The 22,975-nt window shown below is 62.2% G+C and carries 18 protein-coding genes; 3 read left to right on the forward strand and 15 right to left on the reverse strand.

Going from position 1 to position 22,975, the window contains the following annotated elements:
* Nucleotides 1–210: 210 nt before the first annotated feature.
* Nucleotides 211–2,394, reverse strand: a complete 2,184-nt coding sequence (locus LOY50_RS06295) for a hypothetical protein (RefSeq protein WP_214511623.1) — start codon at nucleotides 2,392–2,394, stop codon at nucleotides 211–213.
* A gap of 350 nt (nucleotides 2,395–2,744) precedes the next feature.
* On the opposite strand from LOY50_RS06295, the gene LOY50_RS06300 reads away from it, so the two are divergent.
* On the forward strand, nucleotides 2,745–4,094 hold the full coding sequence (locus tag LOY50_RS06300) for an MFS transporter (RefSeq protein ID WP_258690483.1): 1,350 nt from the start codon (nucleotides 2,745–2,747) through the stop codon (nucleotides 4,092–4,094).
* A 138-nt stretch (nucleotides 4,095–4,232) separates the two neighbouring features.
* Here the strand turns inward: LOY50_RS06300 and LOY50_RS06305 are convergent, their stop codons facing one another.
* Both LOY50_RS06305 and pobA read right to left on the reverse strand, forming a co-directional pair.
* Complete coding sequence (locus LOY50_RS06305; RefSeq protein ID WP_253472038.1) at nucleotides 4,233–5,768, reverse strand: MDR family MFS transporter; 1,536 nt, start codon at nucleotides 5,766–5,768, stop codon at nucleotides 4,233–4,235.
* A gap of 51 nt (nucleotides 5,769–5,819) precedes the next feature.
* Complete coding sequence (gene pobA, locus LOY50_RS06310; RefSeq protein WP_258690484.1) at nucleotides 5,820–7,010, reverse strand: 4-hydroxybenzoate 3-monooxygenase; 1,191 nt, start codon at nucleotides 7,008–7,010, stop codon at nucleotides 5,820–5,822.
* Between the two features lie 175 nt (nucleotides 7,011–7,185).
* Between pobA and LOY50_RS06315 the strand changes: the two genes are divergently transcribed.
* Nucleotides 7,186–8,079: a helix-turn-helix domain-containing protein gene (locus tag LOY50_RS06315; protein ID WP_258690485.1), complete on the forward strand. Its 894-nt coding sequence runs from the start codon at nucleotides 7,186–7,188 to the stop codon at nucleotides 8,077–8,079.
* 7 nt (nucleotides 8,080–8,086) lie between these two features.
* On the opposite strand, the gene LOY50_RS06320 is transcribed toward LOY50_RS06315, so the two are convergent.
* The 6 genes from LOY50_RS06320 to arcD (LOY50_RS06345) all read right to left on the reverse strand — a co-directional run bounded on the left by LOY50_RS06320 (nucleotide 8,087) and on the right by arcD (LOY50_RS06345) (nucleotide 13,874).
* Entirely contained in the window at nucleotides 8,087–8,263 is a 177-nt protein-coding gene (locus tag LOY50_RS06320) for a hypothetical protein (RefSeq protein WP_162843733.1), read from the reverse strand.
* Nucleotides 8,264–8,556: 293 nt separating this feature from the next.
* Nucleotides 8,557–8,916 (reverse strand): DUF5064 family protein, encoded by a 360-nt coding sequence (locus LOY50_RS06325; protein ID WP_253472044.1) that lies wholly within the window; start codon nucleotides 8,914–8,916, stop codon nucleotides 8,557–8,559.
* Nucleotides 8,917–8,981: 65 nt separating this feature from the next.
* On the reverse strand, nucleotides 8,982–9,911 hold the full coding sequence (gene arcC / locus LOY50_RS06330; RefSeq protein WP_258690486.1) for a carbamate kinase: 930 nt from the start codon (nucleotides 9,909–9,911) through the stop codon (nucleotides 8,982–8,984).
* A gap of 152 nt (nucleotides 9,912–10,063) precedes the next feature.
* Nucleotides 10,064–11,074 carry an ornithine carbamoyltransferase gene (locus LOY50_RS06335; RefSeq protein ID WP_258690487.1) on the reverse strand — a complete coding sequence of 337 codons (1,011 nt, stop codon included), beginning with the start codon at nucleotides 11,072–11,074 and terminating at the stop codon, nucleotides 10,064–10,066.
* A gap of 84 nt (nucleotides 11,075–11,158) precedes the next feature.
* Nucleotides 11,159–12,415, reverse strand: coding sequence for an arginine deiminase (gene arcA, locus LOY50_RS06340; protein WP_214511630.1), 1,257 nt, complete (start codon nucleotides 12,413–12,415; stop codon nucleotides 11,159–11,161).
* A gap of 31 nt (nucleotides 12,416–12,446) precedes the next feature.
* Nucleotides 12,447–13,874, reverse strand: coding sequence for an arginine-ornithine antiporter (arcD, locus tag LOY50_RS06345; RefSeq protein ID WP_253472048.1), 1,428 nt, complete (start codon nucleotides 13,872–13,874; stop codon nucleotides 12,447–12,449).
* Between the two features lie 395 nt (nucleotides 13,875–14,269).
* On the opposite strand from arcD (LOY50_RS06345), the gene arcD (LOY50_RS06350) reads away from it, so the two are divergent.
* Nucleotides 14,270–15,697 (forward strand): arginine-ornithine antiporter, encoded by a 1,428-nt coding sequence (gene arcD / locus LOY50_RS06350; RefSeq protein ID WP_258690488.1) that lies wholly within the window; start codon nucleotides 14,270–14,272, stop codon nucleotides 15,695–15,697.
* A gap of 225 nt (nucleotides 15,698–15,922) precedes the next feature.
* Here arcD (LOY50_RS06350) and LOY50_RS06355 read toward each other — a convergent pair whose 3' ends face one another.
* From LOY50_RS06355 to LOY50_RS06380, 6 genes are all read right to left on the reverse strand, one after another.
* Nucleotides 15,923–17,269, reverse strand: coding sequence for a CoA transferase (locus LOY50_RS06355; RefSeq protein WP_258690489.1), 1,347 nt, complete (start codon nucleotides 17,267–17,269; stop codon nucleotides 15,923–15,925).
* 34 nt (nucleotides 17,270–17,303) lie between these two features.
* Nucleotides 17,304–17,729 carry a YbaN family protein gene (locus LOY50_RS06360; RefSeq protein WP_258690490.1) on the reverse strand — a complete coding sequence of 142 codons (426 nt, stop codon included), beginning with the start codon at nucleotides 17,727–17,729 and terminating at the stop codon, nucleotides 17,304–17,306.
* Between the two features lie 178 nt (nucleotides 17,730–17,907).
* Nucleotides 17,908–18,498 carry a biliverdin-producing heme oxygenase gene (locus LOY50_RS06365; protein ID WP_258690491.1) on the reverse strand — a complete coding sequence of 197 codons (591 nt, stop codon included), beginning with the start codon at nucleotides 18,496–18,498 and terminating at the stop codon, nucleotides 17,908–17,910.
* A 170-nt stretch (nucleotides 18,499–18,668) separates the two neighbouring features.
* Nucleotides 18,669–21,263: a TonB-dependent receptor gene (locus LOY50_RS06370; protein WP_258690492.1), complete on the reverse strand. Its 2,595-nt coding sequence runs from the start codon at nucleotides 21,261–21,263 to the stop codon at nucleotides 18,669–18,671.
* Nucleotides 21,264–21,382: 119 nt separating this feature from the next.
* On the reverse strand, nucleotides 21,383–22,345 hold the full coding sequence (locus tag LOY50_RS06375; protein WP_258690493.1) for a FecR domain-containing protein: 963 nt from the start codon (nucleotides 22,343–22,345) through the stop codon (nucleotides 21,383–21,385).
* Nucleotides 22,346–22,443: 98 nt separating this feature from the next.
* Nucleotides 22,444–22,965: an RNA polymerase sigma factor gene (locus tag LOY50_RS06380; protein ID WP_253472062.1), complete on the reverse strand. Its 522-nt coding sequence runs from the start codon at nucleotides 22,963–22,965 to the stop codon at nucleotides 22,444–22,446.
* Nucleotides 22,966–22,975 lie beyond the last annotated feature (10 nt).

Raw genomic sequence — 22,975 nt, forward strand, 5'->3', positions numbered from 1 at the left:
GCGAAACGCCACAGGGGAGGGTGACGTATACGTAACGGGAACAGTTTATGGAGCAGCCTTTGGGCTGCTCAATTGTTTCTGGATGTTGTTCAGGTGCAGGATTCAGGGCCGCTATCGCGAGCAAGCTCGCTCCCACAGTGGGTCTGTGTACACAAAACCCTGTGGGAGCGAGCTTGCTCGCGAAAGGGGCAACACGCTGCTGCGCCAGCCTCAGTAACTCTTGCCAGTATGGTTATTAAGGGAAATAACCTTGGTCTTGCCAATGCGGTGACGGTAGATCTCGCGCAGGTACTTGATGGATTTCTTCACGCAGTCGCGGGACAGGCGGATGTCGTTGATCGAGACGAACTTGTCCTTGTCGTTGATCAGCTCGCGGTATTTCTTCTCGTACATCGGCTTGATCGCGTACCAGTTGGTGTCGAGGATCTTCGCCGGGTTTTCGAATTCGTTGAGCAGATCGTCGATGCGTTCTTCGTCGAAGTCTTCATTGATGATGAAGTCCAGGATCGAGTTGTCCAGGGTGTCGTCGAAGCGGTACGGGGTGCGGGCGAAGCAGCGTTTGATGAAGGCCACGATCAGGGTCAGGAAATCGTCCGACAGGCACGGGCTCTTGGCGATCAGGGTGGTGAGCGACAGGTTGGCCGACGCACCGATCACCAACGCGTAACGCTTGAGGGTGGTGTTGGGGAACAGGCTGTTGAGGTGGGTCTTGAGCCGGTTCAGGTCCATGTAGGACAGCTTGTAGTCCTTGGGCAGGGAGACGATGGACACCACCGACGAACAATTCTTGAAGAAGTGCAGGTCATGCAGGGCGGCTGCGTCGTAGCCGGAATTCTTGTACTGCTCCAGCGACGCCCGGTAGCGCTTGGATTCGATCGGCAACAGGCTGATGCCTTCGATGGCCTGGGTGACTTTGTTGAAGTGCGGCAGGTCGATGGAGCGGAAGAACAGGTCGTCGATGTTCAGGCGCGGCGGCTCTTTCTCGAACACCTTGAACTTGTCGCCGCTTGGCGCCGGGGTTTCCGGAACGACGGACTCGGCGTAGGCAATCGCCACCGGGCCGGCCAGGCTCATGAACAGGTCGTTGGCGTCCAGGCGAATGGTTTCGCCAATGTCGATGCCGGCACGGCGGAAGTAGTTCTGGTCGTAGTCGGTGGTAACCGCCTGGGCCGTCAGGATGTTGAAGATCTGCTGGGAGATGTACTGGTTGGCGTGCTTCTCCATGGCATTGACATCAATGTTCTGGATGTTGCCGTCATCGCTTTCTTCGGCGTAGCGCATGATGTCGTTGGAGATCAGCATCATCGCGTTCCAGGGGCGGATACGGCCCATCACGCTGGCTTCGCTGCTGTCTTCGTTGGCGAAGTTGTACGAGAAATCCCATTCTTCCGACAGGTACTTGCACAGCAGGCGTCCGGCGTTGATGTGCAAGGCCTCGGACATTTCACTGCGGTGGTCGGAAATGTTCGGCAATACGCAGATGCCGCTGGTGAAAATCGGTTCGAAGACGAAGGAGTGACCGCTCTTGCTGTCGTGTTCGTCCATCGGCTTGGTGTCGAACGTCTTGTTCATGTACGAGTATTGCTGGGCCAGGCCGAACTCCGAGGCCATGCCCGAACCGGTACCGCCGCCGGCACTGAAGATCGAGAAGTACAGGCGCGACTGGTTGGCCTTGATGCCGCAGCTGTCGATCAGGTACGAGTGGATCATTTTCCAGTCGGGGCTGGAGAAGCGCTGGGTGTCCTTGTTCAGGATGATCTTGGCCAGGTACTGGCCCAGGATCGGCGCGTTACCGGCGCCACCGGCGTGGACTTCCGACAAGTCCATGATCTTCATTTTGCTGTAGTCGCGCAAAAAGCCGCTTTTCTCGCCCTTGCGCGAGAAACGGATGCGCCCGGCGATGTCCTTGTCCAGGTCGCCGAGCATCACCAGCGGTTCCACCAGGAACACCGGTTTGCTGGCCTTGCTGTTGCCCAGGCGCAGGTTGTTGCGGATCCACTGCGCGGGGCTGTAGCCCTTGTCGCTGTAAGCCTTGTCTTCGGCGTTGAATTCGTTGAGGTAGAACTTGCGGGCGTTGTACACCAGCTCCGCCACGTCCAGGGCGATGTTGGAACCGCAGCGCCCCAGGCCGATCAGGCATACCGACGGGAATTCCTGTTGGGCGCGGTCGTTCTCGTCTTCTACCAGATGGGGCGGTCGCGGGAACACCGCGTCGCGCAGGCCATCGAGGTTGTCGAGGATCCGGTCGGTGTTGGTTTCGGTGAAATACAGATACTGCTGAGTCGACAGGGGACGCGAGCTCGAGCTGCTCGATGGTTTCGAGGCTTCAGGGCCGTTGGCGGCCGGGCTCAGGGTCAGATCGGATACCGCAGTGGCTGTTTTTTTGGAAGTCATTGTGCGCCATGTGCCTGAACTGGTTGGCTCGACGAGCGCTGTCATCGAACCATCGCGGATGGGAGCTCGCGTCCTGGATGGCGCGAAGGTCGGCCCGAGCGTCCAAGGCTATGGCCTGGGCGCCGCTCGAGAGATTCTTTCCTGATAGGTTGAATCGGCCACCGGGAGACGATCTTTAATCAAGAATGGGCGAAATGATGGCAATTGTTACAGGAAATTGACCGTTATCAAGAAACGCGCCGCTCGCCATGGATGGGTATCAGCCTTGCGAATGATTGGAGACAGCCCGCGCGCCGCTGTCTAGATTGCAGATTCCGCTAATGCTCCATAACAATAAAAGAGACGGACCCATGCAGAACTCGACCCAAGCGGCGAATGCCTGGCGCATTCTGTTCCTGTTGTTCCTGGCCAACCTGTTCAACTTCTTCGACCGCACCATCCCGGCGATCATCATCGAGCCGATTCGCATGGAGTGGAGCCTCAGCGATTTCCAGATCGGCATCATCGGCACCGCTTTCACTATCGTCTACGCCATTGCCGGGTTGCCATTGGGACGCATGGCCGATACCGGTTCGCGCAGCAAGTTGATGGGCTGGGGCCTGGCGACCTGGAGCGCGCTGACGGCGGTCAACGGCCTGGTGGGCAGTTTCTGGGCGTTCCTGCTGGTGCGCATGGGCGTCGGGATCGGCGAGGCCAGCTACGCGCCGGCTGCCAACTCACTGATTGGCGATCTGTTCCCGGCCCATCGCCGGGCGCGGGCCATGGGCATCTTCATGCTGGGCCTGCCGATTGGCTTGTTGCTGGCGTTCTTCACCATCGGCGCGATGGTCAAGGCCTTCGACAGCTGGCGCGCGCCGTTCTTTATCGCGGCGGTGCCAGGCTTGGTGCTGGCGCTATTCATGTTCTTCATCAAGGAACCCAAGCGCGGCGCGGCGGAAACCGTGCAGGTGTCCCAGGAAAAGGTCGACCGGCCGATCCGTCGGGTATTGGCGATTCCCACTTTCCTGTGGCTGGTGCTGGCCGGGTTGTGCTTCAACTTCGCCACCTATGCCTGCAACTCCTTCCTGGTGCCGATGCTGCAACGCTATTTCCTGATGCCGTTGCACGAGGCGGCGGTGGCCACCGGGATCATGGTGGGCGTGACCGGGTTGTTCGGCTTGACCCTCGGCGGTTGGATCGCCGACAAGATTCACCAGCGCGTGCCCAGCGGTCGCTTGCTGTTCGCCGCGTTCAGCCTGGTGATCTCGACGCTCACCACCGCCTGGGCATTGCACGCCGGGCGAATTGAAATCGGCGTGTTCGTCGCGGTGTTCAGTGTCGGCTGGTTGTTCGCCTATACCTTTTATACCTGCGTGTACACGGCGATCCAGGACGTGGTCGAGCCGCGCCTGCGGGCTACGGCGATGGCGCTGTTCTTCGCCGGCCTGTACTTGCTCGGTGGCGGCCTGGGGCCGGTGGTGGTGGGCGGCTTGTCCGACTACTTCGCCCGCACGGCCATGGCCGCAGCCGGAGTCGACCAGATGACCGAAGCGTTCAAGGCCATCGGCCTGCATGACGCGATGTACCTGATCCCGGTGGCGCTGTTCCTGACCATGGTGTTCCTGTTTTTGGCGTCACGTTGTTTTGTGCGCGATGCCAAGCGCATGAAGGACGGGATGAGCGCGGTGGTGCTGCCCGAAGGTGTCGTGGCGACGGCCTAAAGAAATTTTGTGGCAATGATGCTTTTGTGGCGAGGGAGCTTGCTCCCGCTCGGTTGCGCAGCGACCGCAACATTTTTGGGGCCGCTTCGCACCCCAGCGGGAGCAAGCTCCCTCGCCACAAAGGCCGTGTGTTACAGGTTATCCAGCCTTGTCATCTCGCCCACGCAACAGGCGATTGGGCATCGCCACCGCGGCCGCCAGTCCCAGCAACGACACTGCTGCGCTGATCATCAGCAAATGCCGGAACGTCGCCTGCAGTTCCTGGCGCAAGGCGTTCTGCGCCTCGCCCGGGGCGGCGTTCAGGCCGTCCAGCAAGACGCTGCCGGAATGCCCTTCACCGATCAGCGACGAGCTGGCGAGCTGGGCGAAGCTTGAATCTTGCAGCAAGGCCAGCAGCAACGCTGACATCAGTGCCACGCCCACCGCGCCGCCAAGGGAGCGGAACAGGTTGGTGGTGCTGGTGGCGACGCCGATGTCCTGTTGGTGTACGGCGTTCTGCGCACCCACCAGCGAAGTGGGAAACTGCATGCCGGAGGCGATGCCGCTGAGCAGCATGAACAGGCTGCTCAGCCAGAGCGCGGCGGGCGGGGTGAAAGCCATGCCGAGGATAGCGAACGGGAAGAGCAGGGCGCCGCTCAGGATCATCGGCTTGTAGCGCCCCGTGACCGAGGTCCGGCGTCCGGCGAAATACGCGCCGATCGGCAGCCCTATCGCCAGCGGCAACAAGTGCAACGCCGCACTGTCGGCACCGGCGCCGGTCACGCTCTGGAAGCGCAACGGCACCAGCACTGTCAGGGAAATCGCCTGGAAGCTGGTGAAGAACACCGTGCACCAACACAGCACCGCATCGCGGTTGGCGAACAGGTGCATCGGCAACAACGGCTCCCGCGCCCGGCGCTCGTGCCAGGCGAACACCCCCAGCGCTGCTCCTGCGCAACCCAGCAACCCCAGCACTTCACGGCTGTGCCAGGCATGACCCTGGCCGACCTGGGTGATCCCCAGCAGCAGCGCCGTCAGGCCGATGATCAGCAACACGGTGCCCAGGTAATCGATGATCGGCGTGCGTTGCGGCACCGGCAGCCCGACCAGGCTGCGTCGGGCGACCCACCAGGCCACCAGGCCCAGCGGCAGGTTGATCCAGAACACCCAGCGCCACGACAGGTACTCGGTCATGTAGCCGCCGAGCACCGGCCCCGCCACGCTGGCCACCGCGTACATGCTGCTGAAGTAGCCCTGGTAGCGACCGCGTTCGCGGGGCGCGATGATGTCGCCGATGATCGCCTGGCTCACCGAAATCATCCCGCCGGCGCCGATGCCCTGGAAAATCCGCGCCAGCACCAGTTGCTCCATGTTTTGGGCCAGGCCGCAGAACAGCGAGGCCAGGGTGAACAGGCCCATGCCGAACAGCATCAGCGGCCGGCGACCGTAGAGGTCACCAAGCTTGCCGTAGATCGGCACCGCCACGGTCATCGCGACCATGTAGCCGGCAATCACCCAGGCCAGCAGGCTGACGTCGGCGAATTGTGCGGAAATGGCCGGCATCGAGACGGCGACGATGGTCTGGTCCAGCGCACCCAGGAAAATCGCCAGCATCAGGGCTGCCAGCACGCTACGGATGGCCGGTTTTGGGGCGTGGAGCGTATTGAACTGAGTCAAGGCAGAACCTGCGGGCATCGCGCCGGAGAGGCAAAATGGACGAAACCCGCAGTTTAAGTCGATAGGCGACTATTCGATAGCCTCGTAAGGAAGTCCGACGTAATTTTCCGCGATGGTCTTGCGACCGGCCTCGGAGTCGACGAAATATTCCAGCTCGGCTTCGCTGATACGCTGGTTGAAGGCGTCGTCGTCGAAGCGGTGCAGCATCGAGGTCATCCACCAGGAGAACCGTTCGGCTTTCCAGACGCGCCGCAGGCAGATGGCCGAATACTTCTCCAGCAGATCCACACGGCCGTCGCGATAGACCTTGAGCAGGATGTTGAACAGCGTGCTGACATCGCTGGCCGCCAGGTTCAGCCCCTTGGCGCCGGTGGGCGGGACGATGTGGGCCGCATCGCCCACCAGGAACATCCGCCCATACTGCATCGGCTCGACCACGAAGCTGCGCAGCGGGGCGATGCTTTTCTCGATGGACGGGCCGGTCACCAGGGCTGCGGCCAGGTCGGCGGGCAGGCGGTTTTTCAGCTCATCCCAGAAACGCTCGTCCGGCCAGTCGGCCACTTGTTCCTCGGCGGGCACTTGCAGGTAATAACGGGTACGGGTCTTGGAGCGCATGCTGCACAAGGCAAAACCGCGCGCGTGGCGAGCGTAGACCAGTTCTTCGTGGACCGGCGGGGTGTCGGCCAGTACGCCGAGCCAGCCAAACGGGTAGACGCGTTCGAAGACCTTGAGTTTTTCCGCAGGAATGGACTGTCGCGCCACGCCGTGGAAACCGTCGCAACCGGCAATGTAGTCGCAGTCCAGGCGCCAGGTTTCCCCTTCATGCTCGAAGGTCACGAAAGGGGTTTCGGTTTGCATGTCGTGGGGTTGGGCGTTGCTGGCCAGGTACAGGGTCCGGGCGCCGGCGGCTTCGCGGGCGGCCATCAAGTCACGGGTCACTTCGGTCTGGCCGTAGACCATGACATTTTTACCACCGGTCAAGCCCTTGAGGTCGATGTGCACCCGTCGATCGTTGAGCACCAGTTCAAAACCATCATGGGGCAGGCCTTCGGCGTCCATGCGCTGGCCAACGCCGGCCTGACGCAGTAGTTCAACCATGCCTTGCTCCAGCACACCGGCGCGGATGCGGCTCAGGACGTATTCCGGGGTCTGGCGTTCGAGGATGACAGTGTCGATCCCGGCGTTGTGCAGCAACTGGCCGAGCAGCAGGCCAGAGGGGCCGGCACCGATAATAGCGACTTGGGTCTTGAGGGTTTTCATTGTTGTTATGACTCGCACGAAGCACGCGACCAGGGTCGGTGTTGATTATTAGAAATCGAGTGCCTACATTTTTCGCTTGCGGAGCTGTCAGTTGAAGGGGAAAACTGAGCCGATACCTGTTCTTTTCGCCAATTGGTGCGATTATCGCCCGCAACCCCAGGCCCGGATCCACGTTATGAAAAAACCTGACCTGCCTCCGATCCCGGTGTTCAAGCTCTATGGCGAGAGCCAGGAATGGCCGACGCCGGACTTGTTGCACTGCGAGACCATCTCCAAGCGCAGCCGCGAGCATCAATGGGAAATCAAGCCTCATCGGCATGCCGATCTGTGCCAGTTGTTGTTTGTCTTCAAGGGCCAGGCGGAACTGGAAATCGAGGGCCGGCGCACGCTACTCACCGAGCCGGCCGTGCAGATCCTGCCGCCGCTGTCGGTCCATGGCTTTCGTTTTTCCGAAGATGTGGAAGGTTACGTGGTGACCCTGGCGGCACCGCTGGTCACGCACCTGCAAGCGCAACTGGGGCATTCGGTCAACGTCCTGGCCCAGGCCGAAAGCTACCCCACCCTTGAGAATGCCGAGTACCTCAACAGCCTGTTCAGCGCCTTGCAGAATGAGTACGTGGGGCATCAACCGGCGCGGGAAATGCTGATGCACGCGCTGGTCAGCGTGATCATGGTCTGGGTCAGCCGCCAGGTGATGCAGCGACACACCCAGGCCCAGCGCCCGCAACGGGCCCGGGAATACCTCAACGGCTTCATTCAGTTGGTGGAAGAAACCTATCGCGAGCACGTCAAGGTCGAAGACCTGGCCCACCGCCTGGGCATTTCCGTGTCGCACCTCAACGGCACCTGCCGGGAGCTGGCGGGGCAACCGGCGTTGCAGATCATGCATGAGCGCCAGTTGCTGGAAGCCAAGCGCCTGCTGACCTACACCGGCATGACCATCTACGAGATTTCCGAAATGCTCGGGTTTTCCGACCCGACCAACTTCACCCGGCTGTTCCGCCGGCGCGTGGGCATCTCGCCCAAGGCGTTCCGGGACCGGCTCAAGACCGATCAACAGGACGACTGACCACGCCTCAGCGCAGGGCGTTCAGGGTTGCGCTGTGGGGGATGCACCGTTCGAAGTTGCAACTGGCGTATTCACGGGGCAGTTGCCTGGCCTGCTCGACCCGGTAGGCCGCAGTGCCGTATAGCGCGAGCGTGGCGGCGCAGGTGACAAAAATGGCGAGGCGTCTTCTTGTTTTAATGTTCATGGCGGTGACCTCTGAACGAATACCCGGGGGTACTACTTTCAGAATAGGTCAGCCGTGGCGAGTTGCCAGCCGGGCAGGCTTTGTGTGTAACCCGATATTCAGAACACTGATATTCCCCAGTAGGACCCAGCCTCCCAAGGGCTGAAGCCCTGCTTCATTGTGGCGAGGGAGCTTGCTCCCGCTGGGCTGCGCAGCGGCCCAAAAATGTTGCGGTCGCTGCGCAACCGAGCGGGAGCAAGCTCCCTCGCCACAGGTTCGCTGTATGTCAGGAACTGGCAGTGTTTCCCAGTCAGTTACGCCAGGTGTTCTGGCTTCATCGGGTCGCCCGGCTTGACGTCCAGTTGCTTGCGCACGTCTTCGAACATTTCGTCGTAGTACTTGTGCATCGAGCCGATGCTCGCGGTCTTGGGCAAGCCATACTTCTGGGCGATGCGCGTGGCGTGGCGGGCGAAATCGAAGGCCTGGTCCTTGGCCAGGAAGAATGTCTCGTCCAGTGACTTGTCTTCGACGCTGCCATGCACCCGGAACGACATGCCCGTGCCTTCCTTGCCGTCCTGGTCGACCTTGTAGTCGATGCACAGGTTGTAGCTGAAATCGTCCTTGTTCAGCGCATGGCGCTCCATGTGCAGGTGTCCGGGTTCGAACATGGCCATAAGCAACTCTCCTTCGAAGGCATGGGGAGTAGGGCAGACCCTGGATCCGCCCCGCAAGTTTCCTGTTATCGATAAGCGATGCCAGGTGTCGCTGTGCTGATGCGCGTACCGGCAGTGCCCTGGACGATAGCATCGATGTCCGACAGCGACCCGATCACCGCGACCTTGCCAGTGTTGCGCGCGAATTCGCAGGCCGCCTGCACCTTCGGCCCCATGGAGCCGGCGGCGAAGCCGAGCTTTTCCATGTCGTCGGGGTGGGCCTGGGCGATGGCTTTCTGGGTCGGCTTGCCGAAGTCGACGAACGCGGCGTTGACGTCGGTGGCGATCACCAGCAGATCGCTTTCCAGCTGTTCGGCCAGCAGCGCCGAGCACAGGTCCTTGTCGATTACTGCTTCCACGCCTTGCAGCTTGCCGTCGGCGTCGTACATCGTCGGGATGCCGCCACCGCCGGCACAGATCACGATGCTGCCCTTTTCCAGCAGCCATTTGATCGGGCGGATTTCAAAGATGCGCTTGGGCCTGGGGCTTGCGACCACGCGACGGAACTTGTCGCCGTCGGGGGCGATGGCCCAGCCTTTTTCGGCAGCCAGTTTTTGCGCCTCTTCCTGGCTGTAGACCGGGCCGATGGGCTTGGTGGGTTTTTGGAAGGCCGGGTCGTTGCCGTCCACTTCAACCTGGGTCAGCAGCGTGGCGAAGGGGACTTCGAAGTCCAGCAGATTGCCCAGTTCCTGTTCGATGATGTAGCCGATCATGCCTTCGGTTTCGGCGCCGAGCACGTCCAGCGGATACGGCGCGACCGAGGTGTAGGCCGCCGCCTGCAACGACAGCAGGCCGACCTGCGGGCCGTTGCCGTGGGCGATGACCAGTTGGTTGCCAGGGTGGATTTTCGCGATCTGTTCGGTCGCGGTGCGGATGTTGATGCGTTGATTGTCTGCGGTCATGGGTTCACCCCGACGCAGGAGGGCGTTACCGCCCAGGGCAACGACGATACGCATGGTGCTGTCCTTTCAAAAATGGAACGAACAATGCTGTTCCCCCTGTGGGAGCGAGCTTGCTCGCGATGGCGGTGTGTCAGTCGACATCAATGTTGCCTGTTCCTTCGCCATCGCGAGCAAGCTCGCTCCCACAGGGGAAATGTGTCTGTTGCTCAGATATCCGCCAACGCCGACACCAGGATCGCCTTGATGGTGTGCATGCGGTTTTCCGCTTGCTCGAAGGCGATGTTGGCCGGCGATTCGAACACGTCCTCGGTCACTTCCACGCCATTGGCCAGGTTCGGATAACGGGCGGCGATGTCCTTGCCGACCTTGGTTTCGCTGTTATGGAACGCCGGCAGGCAGTGCATGAACTTCACCCGCGGGTTGCCCGAGGCTTTCATCATCTGCGCATTGACCTGGTAGGGCAGCAATTGCTCGATGCGTTCATCCCAGGCTTCCACTGGCTCGCCCATGGACACCCAGATGTCGGTGTGGATGAAGTCCACGCCCTTGACGGCTTCCTTAGGGTCTTCGGTGATGGTGAGGCGTGCGCCACTTTCGGCGGCGAAGGCCTGGCACTGGTCGATGAAGTCCTGATGCGGCCACAAGGCTTTCGGCGCGCCGATGCGCACGTCCATGCCCAGTTTGGCGCCGATCATCAACAGCGAATTGCCCATGTTGTAGCGGGCATCGCCCAGGTAGGCATAGCTGATGTCATGCAGCGGCTTGTCGCTGTGTTCGCGCATGGTCAGGGTGTCGGCGATCATTTGGGTGGGGTGGAATTCGGCGGTCAGGCCGTTGAACACCGGCACCCCGGCGAACTTGGCCAGTTCCTCGACGATCTCCTGTTCGAAGCCTCGGTATTCGATGGCGTCGAACATCCGCCCCAGGACCCGGGCGGTGTCTTTCATGCTTTCCTTGTGCCCGATCTGCGACGACACCGGGTCGATGTAGGTGACGTGGGCGCCCTGGTCATGGGCCGCGACTTCGAAGGCGCAGCGGGTGCGGGTCGAGGTCTTCTCGAAGATCAGCGCGATGTTCTTGCCCTTGAGGTGCTGCTGTTCGGTGCCGGTGTACTTGGCACGCTTGAGGTCGCGGGACAGGTCCAGCAAAAAGTGCAGCTCGCGGTTGGTGTGGTGCATCAGACTCAGCAGGCTGCGGTTGCGCATGTTGAACGCCATGATGTGGATCTCCTCAGGTGTAGGTTATCCCCGGGGCCGGTCTCTGCCGTGGGATGCAGAGCGGTGCCGGCCCAGGCTCAAAGGTTAGTAATCGATCGGGTCACGGATGATCGGGCAGGTCATGCAGTGACCACCGCCACGGCCCCGGCCCAGTTCGCTGGCACTGATGGTGATGACTTCCACACCGGCCTTGCGCAGCAGGGTGTTGGTGTAGGTGTTGCGGTCGTAGCCGATCACCACGCCCGGCTCCACGGCCACCACGTTGTTACCGTCGTCCCATTGTTCGCGTTCGGCGGCGAAGCTGTTGCCGCCGGTTTCCACCACCCGCAGTGCCGGCAGCTTGAGGGCCGCGGCCACGGTGTCGAGGAAGCTGCTGTCCTCGCGGCGCACGTCGATGCCGCCGGGTTTGCTCTCGTCAGGGCGCAGGGAGAAGGCGACGATCTGGCTCACCACTTCCGGGAAAATCGTGACCAGGTCGCGGTCGCAGAAGCTGAACACGGTGTCCAGGTGCATGGCCGCGCGGGATTTCGGCAAGCCGGCGACGATCACCCGCTCCACGGCCTTGTTCTTGAACAGGTTCAGCGCCAGTTGGCCGATGGCCTGGCGGGACGAGCGTTCGCCCATGCCGATCAGCACCACGCCGTTGCCAATGGGCATCACGTCGCCGCCTTCGAGGGTGGCGCTGCCGTGATCCTGGTCCGGGTCGCCGTACCAGACCTGGAAGTCAGCCTGGGTGAACTCGGGGTGGAATTTGTAGATGGCGCTGGCCAGCAGGGTTTCCTGGCGGCGCGCCGGCCAATACATCGGGTTCAGGGTCACGCCGCCGTAGATCCAGCAGGTGGTGTCGCGGGTGAACTGGGTGTTGGGCAGCGGCGGCAGGATGAAACTGGAATGCCCGAGGAAGTCGCGGAACATCTGGATGGTCTTGCCACCGAAGCTGTCCGGCAGGTCATCGGCCGAGACGCCGCCGATCAGGAATTCGGCGATATGGCGCGGCTCCAGGCTGCGCAGCCACGAACCGACTTCATTTACCAGGCCCAGGCCCACCGAGTTGGCGGTGATCTTGCGTTGCAGGATCCAGTCCAGGGCTTCGGGGATAGCGACGATGTCGGTCAGCAGGTTGTGCATTTCCAGTACGTCGATGTCGCGCTCGCGCATCTTGGTGACGAAATCGAAATGGTCGCGCTTGGCCTGGTTGACCCAGATCACATCGTCGAACAGCAGCTCGTCGCAGTTGTTCGGGGTCAGCCGCTGGTGGGCCAGGCCTGGGGAACACACCATGACTTTACGTAATTTGCCGGCTTCGGAGTGCACGCCGTATTTCACTTTTTCCGTGGTCATTACAAATCCTCCAGTTAGAACAATCAGCCAACTACAAGGTCAGGAAGCCGTCGTAGAGCCCGTAGGCCGCCACCAGGGCGCCTGCGATCACTGCGGCGAAAATCAGCTTCTCGACAGCGGTGAAAATCGGTTTGCCCAGCTCGCGCTTGGCCTTGGCGAACAGGATCGCGCCGGGGGCATAGAGCAGGGCGGAGAGCAGCAGGTACTTGATCCCGCCGGCATACAGCAGCCATACCGCATAGATCAGGGCGATGGCGCCGATGGCCAAGTCCTTGCGCCGCTCGGCCGCGAAGCCTTCGTAGGTCTCGCCGCGCACCGCCAGCAGCACGGCGTAGGCCGCCGACCACAGGTACGGCACCAGGATCATTGAGGTGGCGAGGTAGATCAGTGACAGGTAGGTGCTGGCCGAGAACAGGGTGATGACCAGAAACACCTGGACCATCGCGTTGGTCAGCCACAGGGCGTTGGCCGGTACGTGGTTGGCATTCTCCCGGCGCAGGAATTCGGGCATGGTGTGGTCTTTGGCGGCGGCGAACATGATCTCGGCGCACAGCAATACCCAGGACAGCAGGGCGCCGAGCAGCGAGATGATCAGGCCGACGCTGATCAGCACCGCGCCCCAGTGCCCCACGACATGCTCCAGCACGGCGGCCATGGACGGGTTCTGCAACTTCGCCAGTTCAGGCTGGGTCATGATGCCCAGGGACAGCACGTTCACCAGTACCAGGAACAGCAGCACGGTGATGAAGCCGATGACGGTGGCCTTGCCCACGTCGGTGCGCTTCTCGGCGCGGGCGGAAAAAATACTTGCGCCCTCGATGCCGATGAACACCCACACGGTGACCAGCATCATGTGCCGCACTTGGGTCATCACGCTGCCCAGGTCCGGATTTTTCAGGCCCCAGATATCAGCGGTGAAAATATCGAGCTTGAACGCGAATACGGCGATCAGCACAAACAATACCAGCGGTACGACCTTGGCGATGGTCGTCACCAGGTTGATGAATGCTGCTTCCTTGATGCCTCGCAATACCAGGAAGTGCACGGCCCACAGCAGCACCGATGAGCCGATCACCGCTGCGACGGTATTACCTTCACCAAACACCGGGAAGAAGTAGCCCAAGGTGCTGAACAACAACACGAAGTAGCCGACGTTGCCCAGCCAGGCGCTGATCCAGTAACCCCACGCGGATGAGAACCCCATGTAGTCGCCGAACCCGGCCTTGGCGTAGGCATACACCCCGCCATCCAGGTCGGGTTTGCGGTTGGCCAGGGTCTGGAACACGAAGGCCAGGGTCAGCATGCCGACGGCGGTGATGGCCCAGCCGATCAGCACGGCACCGACATCGGCACTGGCCGCCATGTTTTGTGGCAAGGAAAAGATTCCCCCGCCGATCATTGAGCCGACCACCAGTGCAACCAGCGCACCCAATCGAAGTTTTCCGGGCGTATCAGACATTTGCGAGACTCCAGTGCAGGAGAAGAGAGTCAACAGACTAAGTCGATTTGAAAATTGAATATCTGATCTGGATCAGTGCATGACAACATTCCATTGTTAATGAAGGAGTTAACACCGTCCGTTGGCGTCTTGAAGTTGCTCGAAAGGCCCGTTTCAGGGCCTTTGGCAAAGGGTTTGTGAAGGTTTTCTTGCCGCAGGAATATTCACGCTAGTTGATTGCCACTGAGTCGCAACTATTTTGTAGACTGCGTTCGTGACAATAATAATGGGGTGTCATGGTCTTTTTAATTAGGGCCTTGGAGAATGGCCGAGTCATAAGCCTTTGGACTTTGTGTGGATGACGTTATTCAAAAACGTTATGTCGCTTTATTTACTTAATTTAATAGTGAGAAAAAATGCCGCAGCCGATTGAAAAGTTGCCACTGGGCGCACTGATCGCACTGGTGGTGGGGTCAATGATCGGCGGCGGGATCTTTTCCCTGCCGCAAAACATGGCGGCTCGGGCCGATGTCGGTGCGGTGCTGATCGGCTGGTCGATTACCGCCGTCGGCATGCTGACCCTGGCCTTCGTGTTCCAGACCCTGGCCAATCGCAAGCCGGAATTGGACTCGGGCGTGTACGCCTATGCCAAGGCCGGGTTCGGCGACTACATGGGCTTCTCGTCTGCCTGGGGCTACTGGATCAGCGCCTGGATGGGCAATGTCGGTTACTTCGTGCTGCTGTTCAGTACCTTGGGCTACTTCTTCCCGGCGTTCGGCCAAGGCAATACGCCGGTGGCCGTCGGCTGTGCGTCGTTGTTGCTGTGGGCGGTGCATTTCCTGGTGTTGCGCGGGATCAAGGAAGCGGCGTTCATCAACCTGGTGACCGCCGTGGCCAAGGTCGTGCCGCTGTTGATGTTCATCGTCTTGGCCGCCGTGGCCTTCAAGGCCGAGGTTTTCACCCGCGATATCTGGGGCGCGATGAGTCCGGACCTGGGCAGTGTGATGGACCAGGTGCGGCACATGATGCTGGTGACGGTGTTCGTGTTCATCGGCATCGAAGGCGCCAGCGTCTATTCGGCACGGGCAGAACGACGTGCGGACGTAGGGCGTGCGACGGTGATCGGGTTCCTCGGGGTATTGGCGCTGCTGGTGCTGGTGAATGTGTTGTCCCTGGGGGTCATGAGCCAGCCGGAACTGGCGCAGTTGCAGAACCCGTCCCTGGCTGGCGTCCTGGAGCACATTGTCGGGCCTTGGGGCGCGTTGCTGATCAGCCTGGGGCTGGCGGTTTCACTGTTGGGAGCCTTGCTGTCCTGGGCGCTGTTGTGCGCTGAAATCCTCTACGCCACCGCCCGGGACAAGACCATGCCGGCGTTCCTGACCAAGGAAAATGCCAATCATGCGCCGGTCAACGCGCTGTGGCTGACCAATGGCATGATCCAGCTGTTTTTGCTGATCACTCTGTTTTCCGCAGGCACCTACACCAGCCTGATCTACCTCGCCTCGTCGATGATCCTGGTGCCGTACCTGTGGTCGGCGGCCTATGCAGTGCTGCTTTGCGCCCGGGGGGAAACCTACGAACAGGGCTCGGCCCGGCGGATGAAAGACCTGTGCATCGGTGGCGTCGCGCTGTGCTACGCGGTGTGGCTGCTGTATGCCGGAGGCGTGAAATACCTGCTGTTGTCGGCGCTGTTGTATGCGCCTGGGGTGATCCTGTTTGCCCAGGCCAAGCGGGAGCAGGGACAGCCCTTGTTCACCCATGTGGAAAAGGGGATTTTTGCTTGCGTGATGTCAGGGGCGGGCGTCGCGGCGTATGGGTTGTACAGTGGGTTTTTGGCGTTGTGAGGCTACCACGTTGTCGAGGCGGACTCTTGTGGCGAGGGAGCTTGCTCCCGCTGGGGCGCGGCTGTAGGAGCTGTCGAGTGCAACGAGGCTGCGATCTTTCCCCTGACACTTGAATCTCCAGCGAAAGATCAAGATCAAAAGATCGCAGGCTTCGCCAGCTCCTACAGAGCCCAGCGGGAGCAAGCTCCCTCGCCACAAAGGGCCTTTTTTAACCGGTAGTGAGCGTCACCACCGTGCCCGATGCGCGCCCAGTTCCGCCGCTGGCAAGCTCCATTGCAGCGGCGTCCCGGTGATTTTCAAGGGCACCTGCAGGCGATGGGCCGGTCCCCACGGCGTCTGTTCCACCACCAGGCCCTGATCATCCACGGCCTCGGCTCGCAATGGGGTCGAGTCCCCTGCGCCACGTTCGATCAACAGTTTCGCCGTGCGTGCCAGTGACATGCGTGCCGAGCCGCCGTGACCGCTTGCCAGGCGCCGGGACAAGAGCACCAGGGCGCTGGCCGCCAGCAGATAGCCGGTGCCGTGATCCAGCGCTTGCACCGGCAGCGGTGTCGGTTTGTCGGTGTGTTTCCAGCCCATGCCGGCTTCGGCAATGCCGCTGCTCATCTGCACCAGGCTGTCGAAGCCGCGCCGGTTCTGCCACGGGCCGCTCCAGCCGTAGGCATTGAGGCTGACGTCGATCAGGCCCGGGGCTATCTGCCGGCGCTGCTCGGCGCCGCAGCCCAGGCGTTCCAGGGCGTCGGCACGGTAGCCGTGCAGGAGGATGTCGGTGTCCTTGAGCAGTGCCTCGAATGTCGCGCGATCTTCGGCCCGATGCAAGTCGAGGCGGGCGCAGCGTTTACCCAGGGTGACTTCCGGCACCACGCCGGGTTCGTTCCAGGTCGGCGGGTCGATGCGCAGCACGTCGGCCCCCAGGCCAGCTAGGAAGCGGCTGGCGACGGGGCCGGCCAGCACGCGGGTCAGGTCCAGCACCTTGAGGCCCGCCAGTGGCTGGGTCACGGAGCCGAGCCAGGGTTTGCGCTGCTCTCCAGGCGTTTCACTCAGGTGCACCAGCGGCTCGGCGTTCACCGCCTGGCCTTGGGGATGGACCTGCCACGCTTGCCACGAACGCATCTCGGCGGCGCAACCGCCGGCGTCCACCACCGCCTGTTCCAGCTCGGCCTTGTTCCATCGGGCCACCCTGGCCGCCATGTCAGCGCGGTCGGTGCAGGTGCCGAGGACTTTTTCCGCAGCAAGGCGATGATGCGGTGCGTTGGTGTGCAGGCGAATCCAGCCGTCGGCGCTGGCGTAGTCGCCGGCCACCGGGTCCCACATCGGCGGCACGCTCCAGCCGATGGGGCGCAGGGAAGTGGAGAACCAGAACGACGCCAGGCGTCGGTCGACCTCGACAGGCGGCAGGCGAGCGGTTTGTTGCTGGATGAGTTTGGTGGTCGCCTGGCCGGCAACGGCGATGCTGGCGCTGGCCAGCTCCGTGACGGCGAAGGCCGAGGGCAGCGCGCCATCGCCAGTGAAGGTGATCGGGGTCGTGGGCAAGGCGAGTGCGGTTTGCATGGACGTGAGCAGATCTGACATCGAAAGCCCTCCAGTACGAGAGGGCGATCATAGATCAAAAATCCGTTGGAGGCCGTTTTGCGGCCCAACGGGAGCAAGAGCCCTGCACCTGTTCCGGGCGCGACCAGATCCACAGGTTGCCCAGACCCATGCCAGCGAGCGCGAGGTAAACCGGCCAGGCGTGGTCGAGCAGCACCAGCATCAAGCCTGCGCAGAGCAGCATGCTGGTGGTGGCACCGACCTTGGCCCGGCGCGGAATGACCTTGCCGTTGCGCCAGTTGTGCAGCATCGGCCCGAACAGGCGATGGTTCTCCAGCCAGGCGTTCAGGCGCGGCGAACTGCGGGTCGCGGCCCAGGCGGCCAACAGGATGAACTCGGTCGTCGGCAAGCCAGGTACGACGATGGCGATCAGGCCGATGCCCAGGCTGGTGTAGGCGAGCAGGGCGAAGAGCAGTTGGGTGATTTTCGAGGGGCGGTTCATCAGCGTTTTTCAGTCATGCACAATTCCAGTGGGAGCGAGCTTGCTCGCGATGGCGGTGGGTCAGTTGGCATTGATGTCGGCTGTGCTGACGCTATCGCGAGCAAGCTCGCTCCCACGCTGGTTTCTGGGTGACTGAATATCGGCATCCACCCTAAATCTCCTGTGGGAGTGGTGTGAGTCAGGCCAACTCGGCCGCATAGGCCTGTTCCAGCAGCACCGTAAACCGGTTGAAGGCGTCCAGCGCGCCTTTGTCCGCCTCGGCTTCCTGCTGTTCGGTGAAGGCCAGGCCGTCGAGGGTGCGGGTGAAGGATTTCCAGCCTTCGGCGCGCCCACCGGCAGGTTCTGCCAGGTGCCGGGCGCCGAAGGTCTCGCTCAACCCCAGGCCCACGGCACGCTTGATCAAGAACGCGGCGCCGAGCTTGGAGCCCTCGGAGACGAACAGCCAGCCCAGGGCTTCGGCCTGGGTCGGGCTTTTCACCGCGCCGGCCACTGGCGCAGGGACTTCGGTGTCCAGGTCGGCCAGGTCCGCCTTGGCCGCTTCTGCCCGGCACCGGGCCGGGAGGTCGGGGATCAGGGCGGCCAGTTCGGCGTCGTTGTACAGCGCCACCAGTTCCGACTGGAACAGGTACTGGGCGACGACGAAACGGGCGAAGCTGGCCGGGGTTTCGAACGGGGCGTGGGCCTTGACCAGCGCGTCGAGCCGGCTGTGGGGCTCGTGGGTGATCTGGTTCAGGCGTTGGGAGCGTGAAGCGGGGCGTTGTGTGGTCATGAAAAAATTCCTTCGAGTTGGAACATTGTGGCGAGGGGCTGTGGGAGCAAAGCTTGCTCGCGAAACAGGCGCCTCGATCTCTGAAAGACCGCATCGCCTGCATCGCGGGCAAGCCTTGCTCCCACATGACTCTCCTCACTACGGGTATTTGTTTGGCCTGGGCAACCGAGTCAGATATCCCAGATCAGGTTCACCGCGAAGTTACGCCCCGGCGCCGTCAGGCGATCGAGGTTGGCGGGGCTCAGCACCGCCGCCTCGCCAACGCTGTCGTAGCCGCGCACGTCATCCCACAGCCAGTACTTCTTGTCGGTGAGGTTGTAGAGGCCGCCGCTGACGGTGAGGTCGTCGGTCACCTTGTAGAAACCGCTCAGGTCGAGGATGCCGAAGCCCGGCGTCTTGAACTGGCCGCTCACGCCATCGGGCGAGTTGAAGTTGCTGTCGTCGACGCGGTCCTTTTTCTTGACCAGGGTCCAACTGAGCAAAGTGCCGTAGCGATCCTGGTCGTAGCCCAGGCCGAACACACCGGTCAGCGGGTTGATGCTGTTGAGCGGCTCGCCGGTGTCGTTGTTGCGACCATAGAGGTAGGCCACCGAACCTTGGGTGTAGAGGCCCTTTGGCGCGCCCAGCACCTCCAGCTCCAGGCGTCCCCTGGCCTCGGCGCCCTTGATGGTGGCGTGCTTGATGTTGTTGCTCTGGAAGGTCAACTGGTCGGCGCCGGGGGTGATGGCATCTTCGTTGATGAAGTCGCGGTACTTGTTGTAGAACACCGCCACGTCGAACGAGCCGGAATCGAAACGGCCGCGCAGGCCGGTCTCGTAGCTCTTGCTTTTTTCCGGTTCCAGATCGGGGTTGGGTTCTACGCTATAGCCAGGGTCGGTGTTCTCGAAGCGGCCATAGAGAGCCTTGGCGGTCGGGGTGCGGAAACCTTCGGCGTACTGGCCGTACCCGGTGTACTCATCGCTCAGGGCGTAGGTCACGCCGAACTTCGGTGAGACGCGATGCCAGGTCTTGTTCTTGCCGCTGACTGCACCGCCGCCGGTAGGGTCCACGGTGTTGAGGAATTCCTCGGTCAGGTGCGGCTTGAGCCGGGTGTAGTCGTAGCGCAGGCCTGGCGTGAAGGTCCATTTGTCCCAACTGATCTGGTCCTGGGCGAACAGGCTGTAGGTGTTGATGGTCGGGTCCGGGAAATCACTGGCTTTTGCCAGCACGTCCCGGGTGCTGATGGCGCCTACCGCGGAGCAACCGACGCCAACCGCCAGGCACACGCCATTGCCGCTGCGCGAGCCGGTGACTTTCTGCTGCTTGAGGGTGGTGCCGTAAGTCAGCGTGTGATCGGTGTCGGCGACGCTGAAGGCCTTGTCCAGTTGCGCGTCGAAGACCCACTGTTTCTCTTCATAGAGGGTCTCCCGGGTGCGCAGGACCTGGCGGGTGATCGGGAAGTAGAATTCGGCGCTGCTCTGGTCGGTCTTGGCGACCTGGTGATTCAGGCTCCACTTCATGTGATCGGCCAGCAGGCTGTCGAGGGCGAAGCTGTGCTCCAGGCCGAAACGCTCGCGGGTGATGGTGTCGTTGCCGGTGCGCCACTGGTACATGCCGCCGGGCAGCATGGAGATGGGGATCGTGGGGCGGCCGTTGGAATAGGGGCCGCCATAGGCGCTTTTCAGGTCGCTGTCGCGGTCGTCCTTGTATTTCTCGTAGATCAGGCCAAGGCGTGAGTCATCGCTGTAGTTCCAGCCGAGCTTGGCCAGCACGTTGTTGGCGCGCACGTCTTGGGGGTTGGCGGCGGTGCGGCCCAGGCCGGTGCCGTTGTGGCTGCCGTAGGATTCGGTTTCATGACCGTCGCGCTGGCTGTAGTGCAACAGGCCGTCGAACTGCCCGCTACGGCCAGCGACGGTGGCGGACTTGAGCCAGCTCTCGTCGGCGGAGCTGTAGCCGGTCTTCAGGCGGGCGCCAACGTCCTCGCCTGACTTGATGATGTCGTCCGGATCCAGGGTGAAGTAGCTGACGGCACCGCCAATGGCATTGCTGCCGTACAGCACCGAGGCCGGACCGCGCAGGATTTCCACGCGCTTGATGATTTCCGGGTCGACGTAGTTGCGCTGGGTCTTGGCGTAGGGGCCATTGAAGAAGCCGCCGGGAATTTCCACGCCGTCGACCTGGGTCAGGATCCGGTTGCCGTCGATGCCGCGGATGTTGTAGGCGCTGATACCGCCGCGCTGGCCCGCGCCGCCCACCGATACACCCGGCTCATAGCGCACCAGGTCCTTGAGGGTATTGACGTTGTTGCGGTCCAGTTCCTGGCGGTCGCGGACGGTGACCGTGCTCGGTACGCTGGTGATGTCCTGTTCCTGGCGGGTGGCGCTGATGGTCACCTGTTGCAACTCCAGCGCGCTGCCGGCACTGCGTTTTTCCAGGATGATGCTGTTGTCGCCCAGCTTGCGGTAGCTCAGGTTGGTCCCCACCAACAGGCGCTCCAGGGCTTTTTCAGGTGGCAGCGAGCCGTTCACCCCTGGCGAGGCGAGGCCTGCGGCCAGTTCCGCGGGCATCCCGACTTGCCAGCCGGTGACCGCAGTGAATGCATTCAGGGCCGAGACCAGTGGCTGCCGGGCGATGGCAAAGCTGTAGTCGCCCATGTTGCGTGCAGCGGGTTGCACGGTGGCGGCGGCCAGGGCGAGCGGCGCGGTGCCGGCCATCAGCAGGGCGGCGGTGAGCAGTGACAGCGTGCAAGAGGGGGCAAGAAACCGGCAAGTAAGGCGAGAGGACATCGATAGCGCTCCGTGTCGCATCTGTTATAGGTGCAGATCCACATCGTTGGATGCGAATCAATTGCATTGGCTATAACGAGACGAATCAGCGGAGCCTATCGAGTAAAAATAATTCTCATTTAGTTCAGGATCACCAGCGCCGGGAACTCCTGGAGCTGCGCCGAGGTGATGTGGGCCAGCGAACGGACCACGTCCAGCGGCTGGTCGAGGCGGTAATTGCCGGTCACCGCGACGTTGGCCAATTGTTCGTTACTGTTGATGATCCAGCCGGGGTAATAGCGTCGCAGCTCGGCCAGTACCTGGCTCAGTGGCCGGTTTTCGAACACCAGCCGACCCTGGACCCAGGCCAGGTCAGTGTTGGCCTCGAGCCGGGCCGGGCGGTCGAAGCCGTTGGGGCCGATGCGGATGCTTTCGCCAGCTGACAGCCGCACATGGGCGTCGTTGCGGGTGGCCCGCAGGTCCACGTCGCCGCGCTGCACCTGGACCTGGGCCACGCCGTCGAGGTAACGCACGGCGAACGTGGTGTCGCTGACGCTGGCCATGACCGGGCCGGCATCGATTTCCAGCGGTAGGCTACGGTTGCCCGGGACCTCGAAAAACGCCTCGCCCTTGTACAGGCGCGCCACATGCCGCTGCTCGTTGAACGTGCTGGAGAAGGCCGAATCGGTGTTGAGCAGGACCTTGGAGCCGTCCTCCAACTGCAAGCGCTGGCGCTCACCGACTACGGTCAGGTGGTCGGCCTGCAAGCGCAGGGGCAGGTCGCTGAAGTTGAACAGGCCGAGAAACAGCACGGCGGCAGTGGCCAGGGGTTTCCAGTGGGTGCGCAGACGCGACAGCGCGGTAACCTTGGGCGCGGCTTCAAGTTGGCGGGCACTTTCCATCACCTGCGGGCCGTTCCAGATCGCCTGGGCTCGGGCGAACGCCTCGCCGTGGCGCGGATCGGCCGCCAGCCAGGCGTGGAACTGCCGAGTCTGTTCCTCGCTGGGGTTGTCCAGCAGGATCAGCCAGTCCAGCGCCTGCTCCATGGCATGGGCGGTTTCCGGCGTCGCAGTGGGCTCGGCAGAGCGGTGATTGTCCATCACAGTGGGTTCTCGGTATTAGCGGCACGGGCTCAAGCTACAAGCTGTACGCAGCAAGTGGCAAGCGTGTGCGCAGCTTATGGCCTGAAGCGTGGAGCGGGTCACTGCTCGCCGTGGCTACGTTCAGCCACACCCACACAGATCGCCATGATCAGTTTCAGTTCCTTTTGCACGGTGCTCAGGGACACGCCCAGGCGTTCGGCGATTTGCTGGTAACTGTGGCCATGCAGGCGGCTGAGAATGAAGATCTGCTGCTGTCGCGAACCCAGGGCCTGGAGGCTGACGTTCAGGCGTTCGAGCAGTTGCTGGGCATGGGCGGCGTCCTCGGCACTGCTCTGGGGGGCGACGACGTTGTGGACGACCTCCGGCGGTACGTCATCGAGCAAGGTCCGCGACTGGATGCGCCGGGCACGCAGATGGTCCAGCGCCAGGTTGCGGGCAGTCTGGAAAACAAAGGGTTCGAGGTGCTCGACCGTGCGTTCGCCCAAAGCGCGGGTGACGCGCAGGTAGGTTTCCTGGAGCAGGTCTTCGGCGGTACTGGGGTTGCTGACCATGCGCTCGAGAGTGCGCAGCAGCGGTGTGCGCTGGGCGAGGAAGACGTGATGAAAGCGTGATTGACTCACGGTAGGGCCC

It is taken from the genome of Pseudomonas sp. B21-010 (genome assembly GCF_024749325.1).
Taxonomy (GTDB): Bacteria; Pseudomonadota; Gammaproteobacteria; order Pseudomonadales; family Pseudomonadaceae; genus Aquipseudomonas; species Aquipseudomonas kilonensis.

What these genes read in the sequence shown, in the direction of transcription:
- LOY50_RS06320 (WP_162843733.1), bottom strand. Translation starts at nt 8,263, where the DNA reads ATGAACATTAAAACAAGAAGACGCCTCGCCATTTTTGTCACCTGCGCC.
- LOY50_RS06360 (WP_258690490.1), bottom strand. Translation starts at nt 17,729, where the DNA reads ATGAACCGCCCCTCGAAAATCACCCAACTGCTCTTCGCCCTGCTCGCC.
- arcA (WP_214511630.1), bottom strand. Translation starts at nt 12,415, where the DNA reads ATGACCACGGAAAAAGTGAAATACGGCGTGCACTCCGAAGCCGGCAAA.
- LOY50_RS06305 (WP_253472038.1), bottom strand. Translation starts at nt 5,768, where the DNA reads ATGCCCGCAGGTTCTGCCTTGACTCAGTTCAATACGCTCCACGCCCCA.
- LOY50_RS06315 (WP_258690485.1), top strand. Translation starts at nt 7,186, where the DNA reads ATGAAAAAACCTGACCTGCCTCCGATCCCGGTGTTCAAGCTCTATGGC.
- arcC (WP_258690486.1), bottom strand. Translation starts at nt 9,911, where the DNA reads ATGCGTATCGTCGTTGCCCTGGGCGGTAACGCCCTCCTGCGTCGGGGT.
- LOY50_RS06355 (WP_258690489.1), bottom strand. Translation starts at nt 17,269, where the DNA reads ATGTCAGATCTGCTCACGTCCATGCAAACCGCACTCGCCTTGCCCACG.
- pobA (WP_258690484.1), bottom strand. Translation starts at nt 7,010, where the DNA reads ATGAAAACCCTCAAGACCCAAGTCGCTATTATCGGTGCCGGCCCCTCT.
- LOY50_RS06335 (WP_258690487.1), bottom strand. Translation starts at nt 11,074, where the DNA reads ATGGCGTTCAACATGCGCAACCGCAGCCTGCTGAGTCTGATGCACCAC.
- LOY50_RS06295 (WP_214511623.1), bottom strand. Translation starts at nt 2,394, where the DNA reads ATGACTTCCAAAAAAACAGCCACTGCGGTATCCGATCTGACCCTGAGC.
- arcD (WP_253472048.1), bottom strand. Translation starts at nt 13,874, where the DNA reads ATGTCTGATACGCCCGGAAAACTTCGATTGGGTGCGCTGGTTGCACTG.
- LOY50_RS06365 (WP_258690491.1), bottom strand. Translation starts at nt 18,498, where the DNA reads ATGACCACACAACGCCCCGCTTCACGCTCCCAACGCCTGAACCAGATC.
- arcD (WP_258690488.1), top strand. Translation starts at nt 14,270, where the DNA reads ATGCCGCAGCCGATTGAAAAGTTGCCACTGGGCGCACTGATCGCACTG.
- LOY50_RS06300 (WP_258690483.1), top strand. Translation starts at nt 2,745, where the DNA reads ATGCAGAACTCGACCCAAGCGGCGAATGCCTGGCGCATTCTGTTCCTG.
- LOY50_RS06370 (WP_258690492.1), bottom strand. Translation starts at nt 21,263, where the DNA reads ATGTCCTCTCGCCTTACTTGCCGGTTTCTTGCCCCCTCTTGCACGCTG.
- LOY50_RS06325 (WP_253472044.1), bottom strand. Translation starts at nt 8,916, where the DNA reads ATGGCCATGTTCGAACCCGGACACCTGCACATGGAGCGCCATGCGCTG.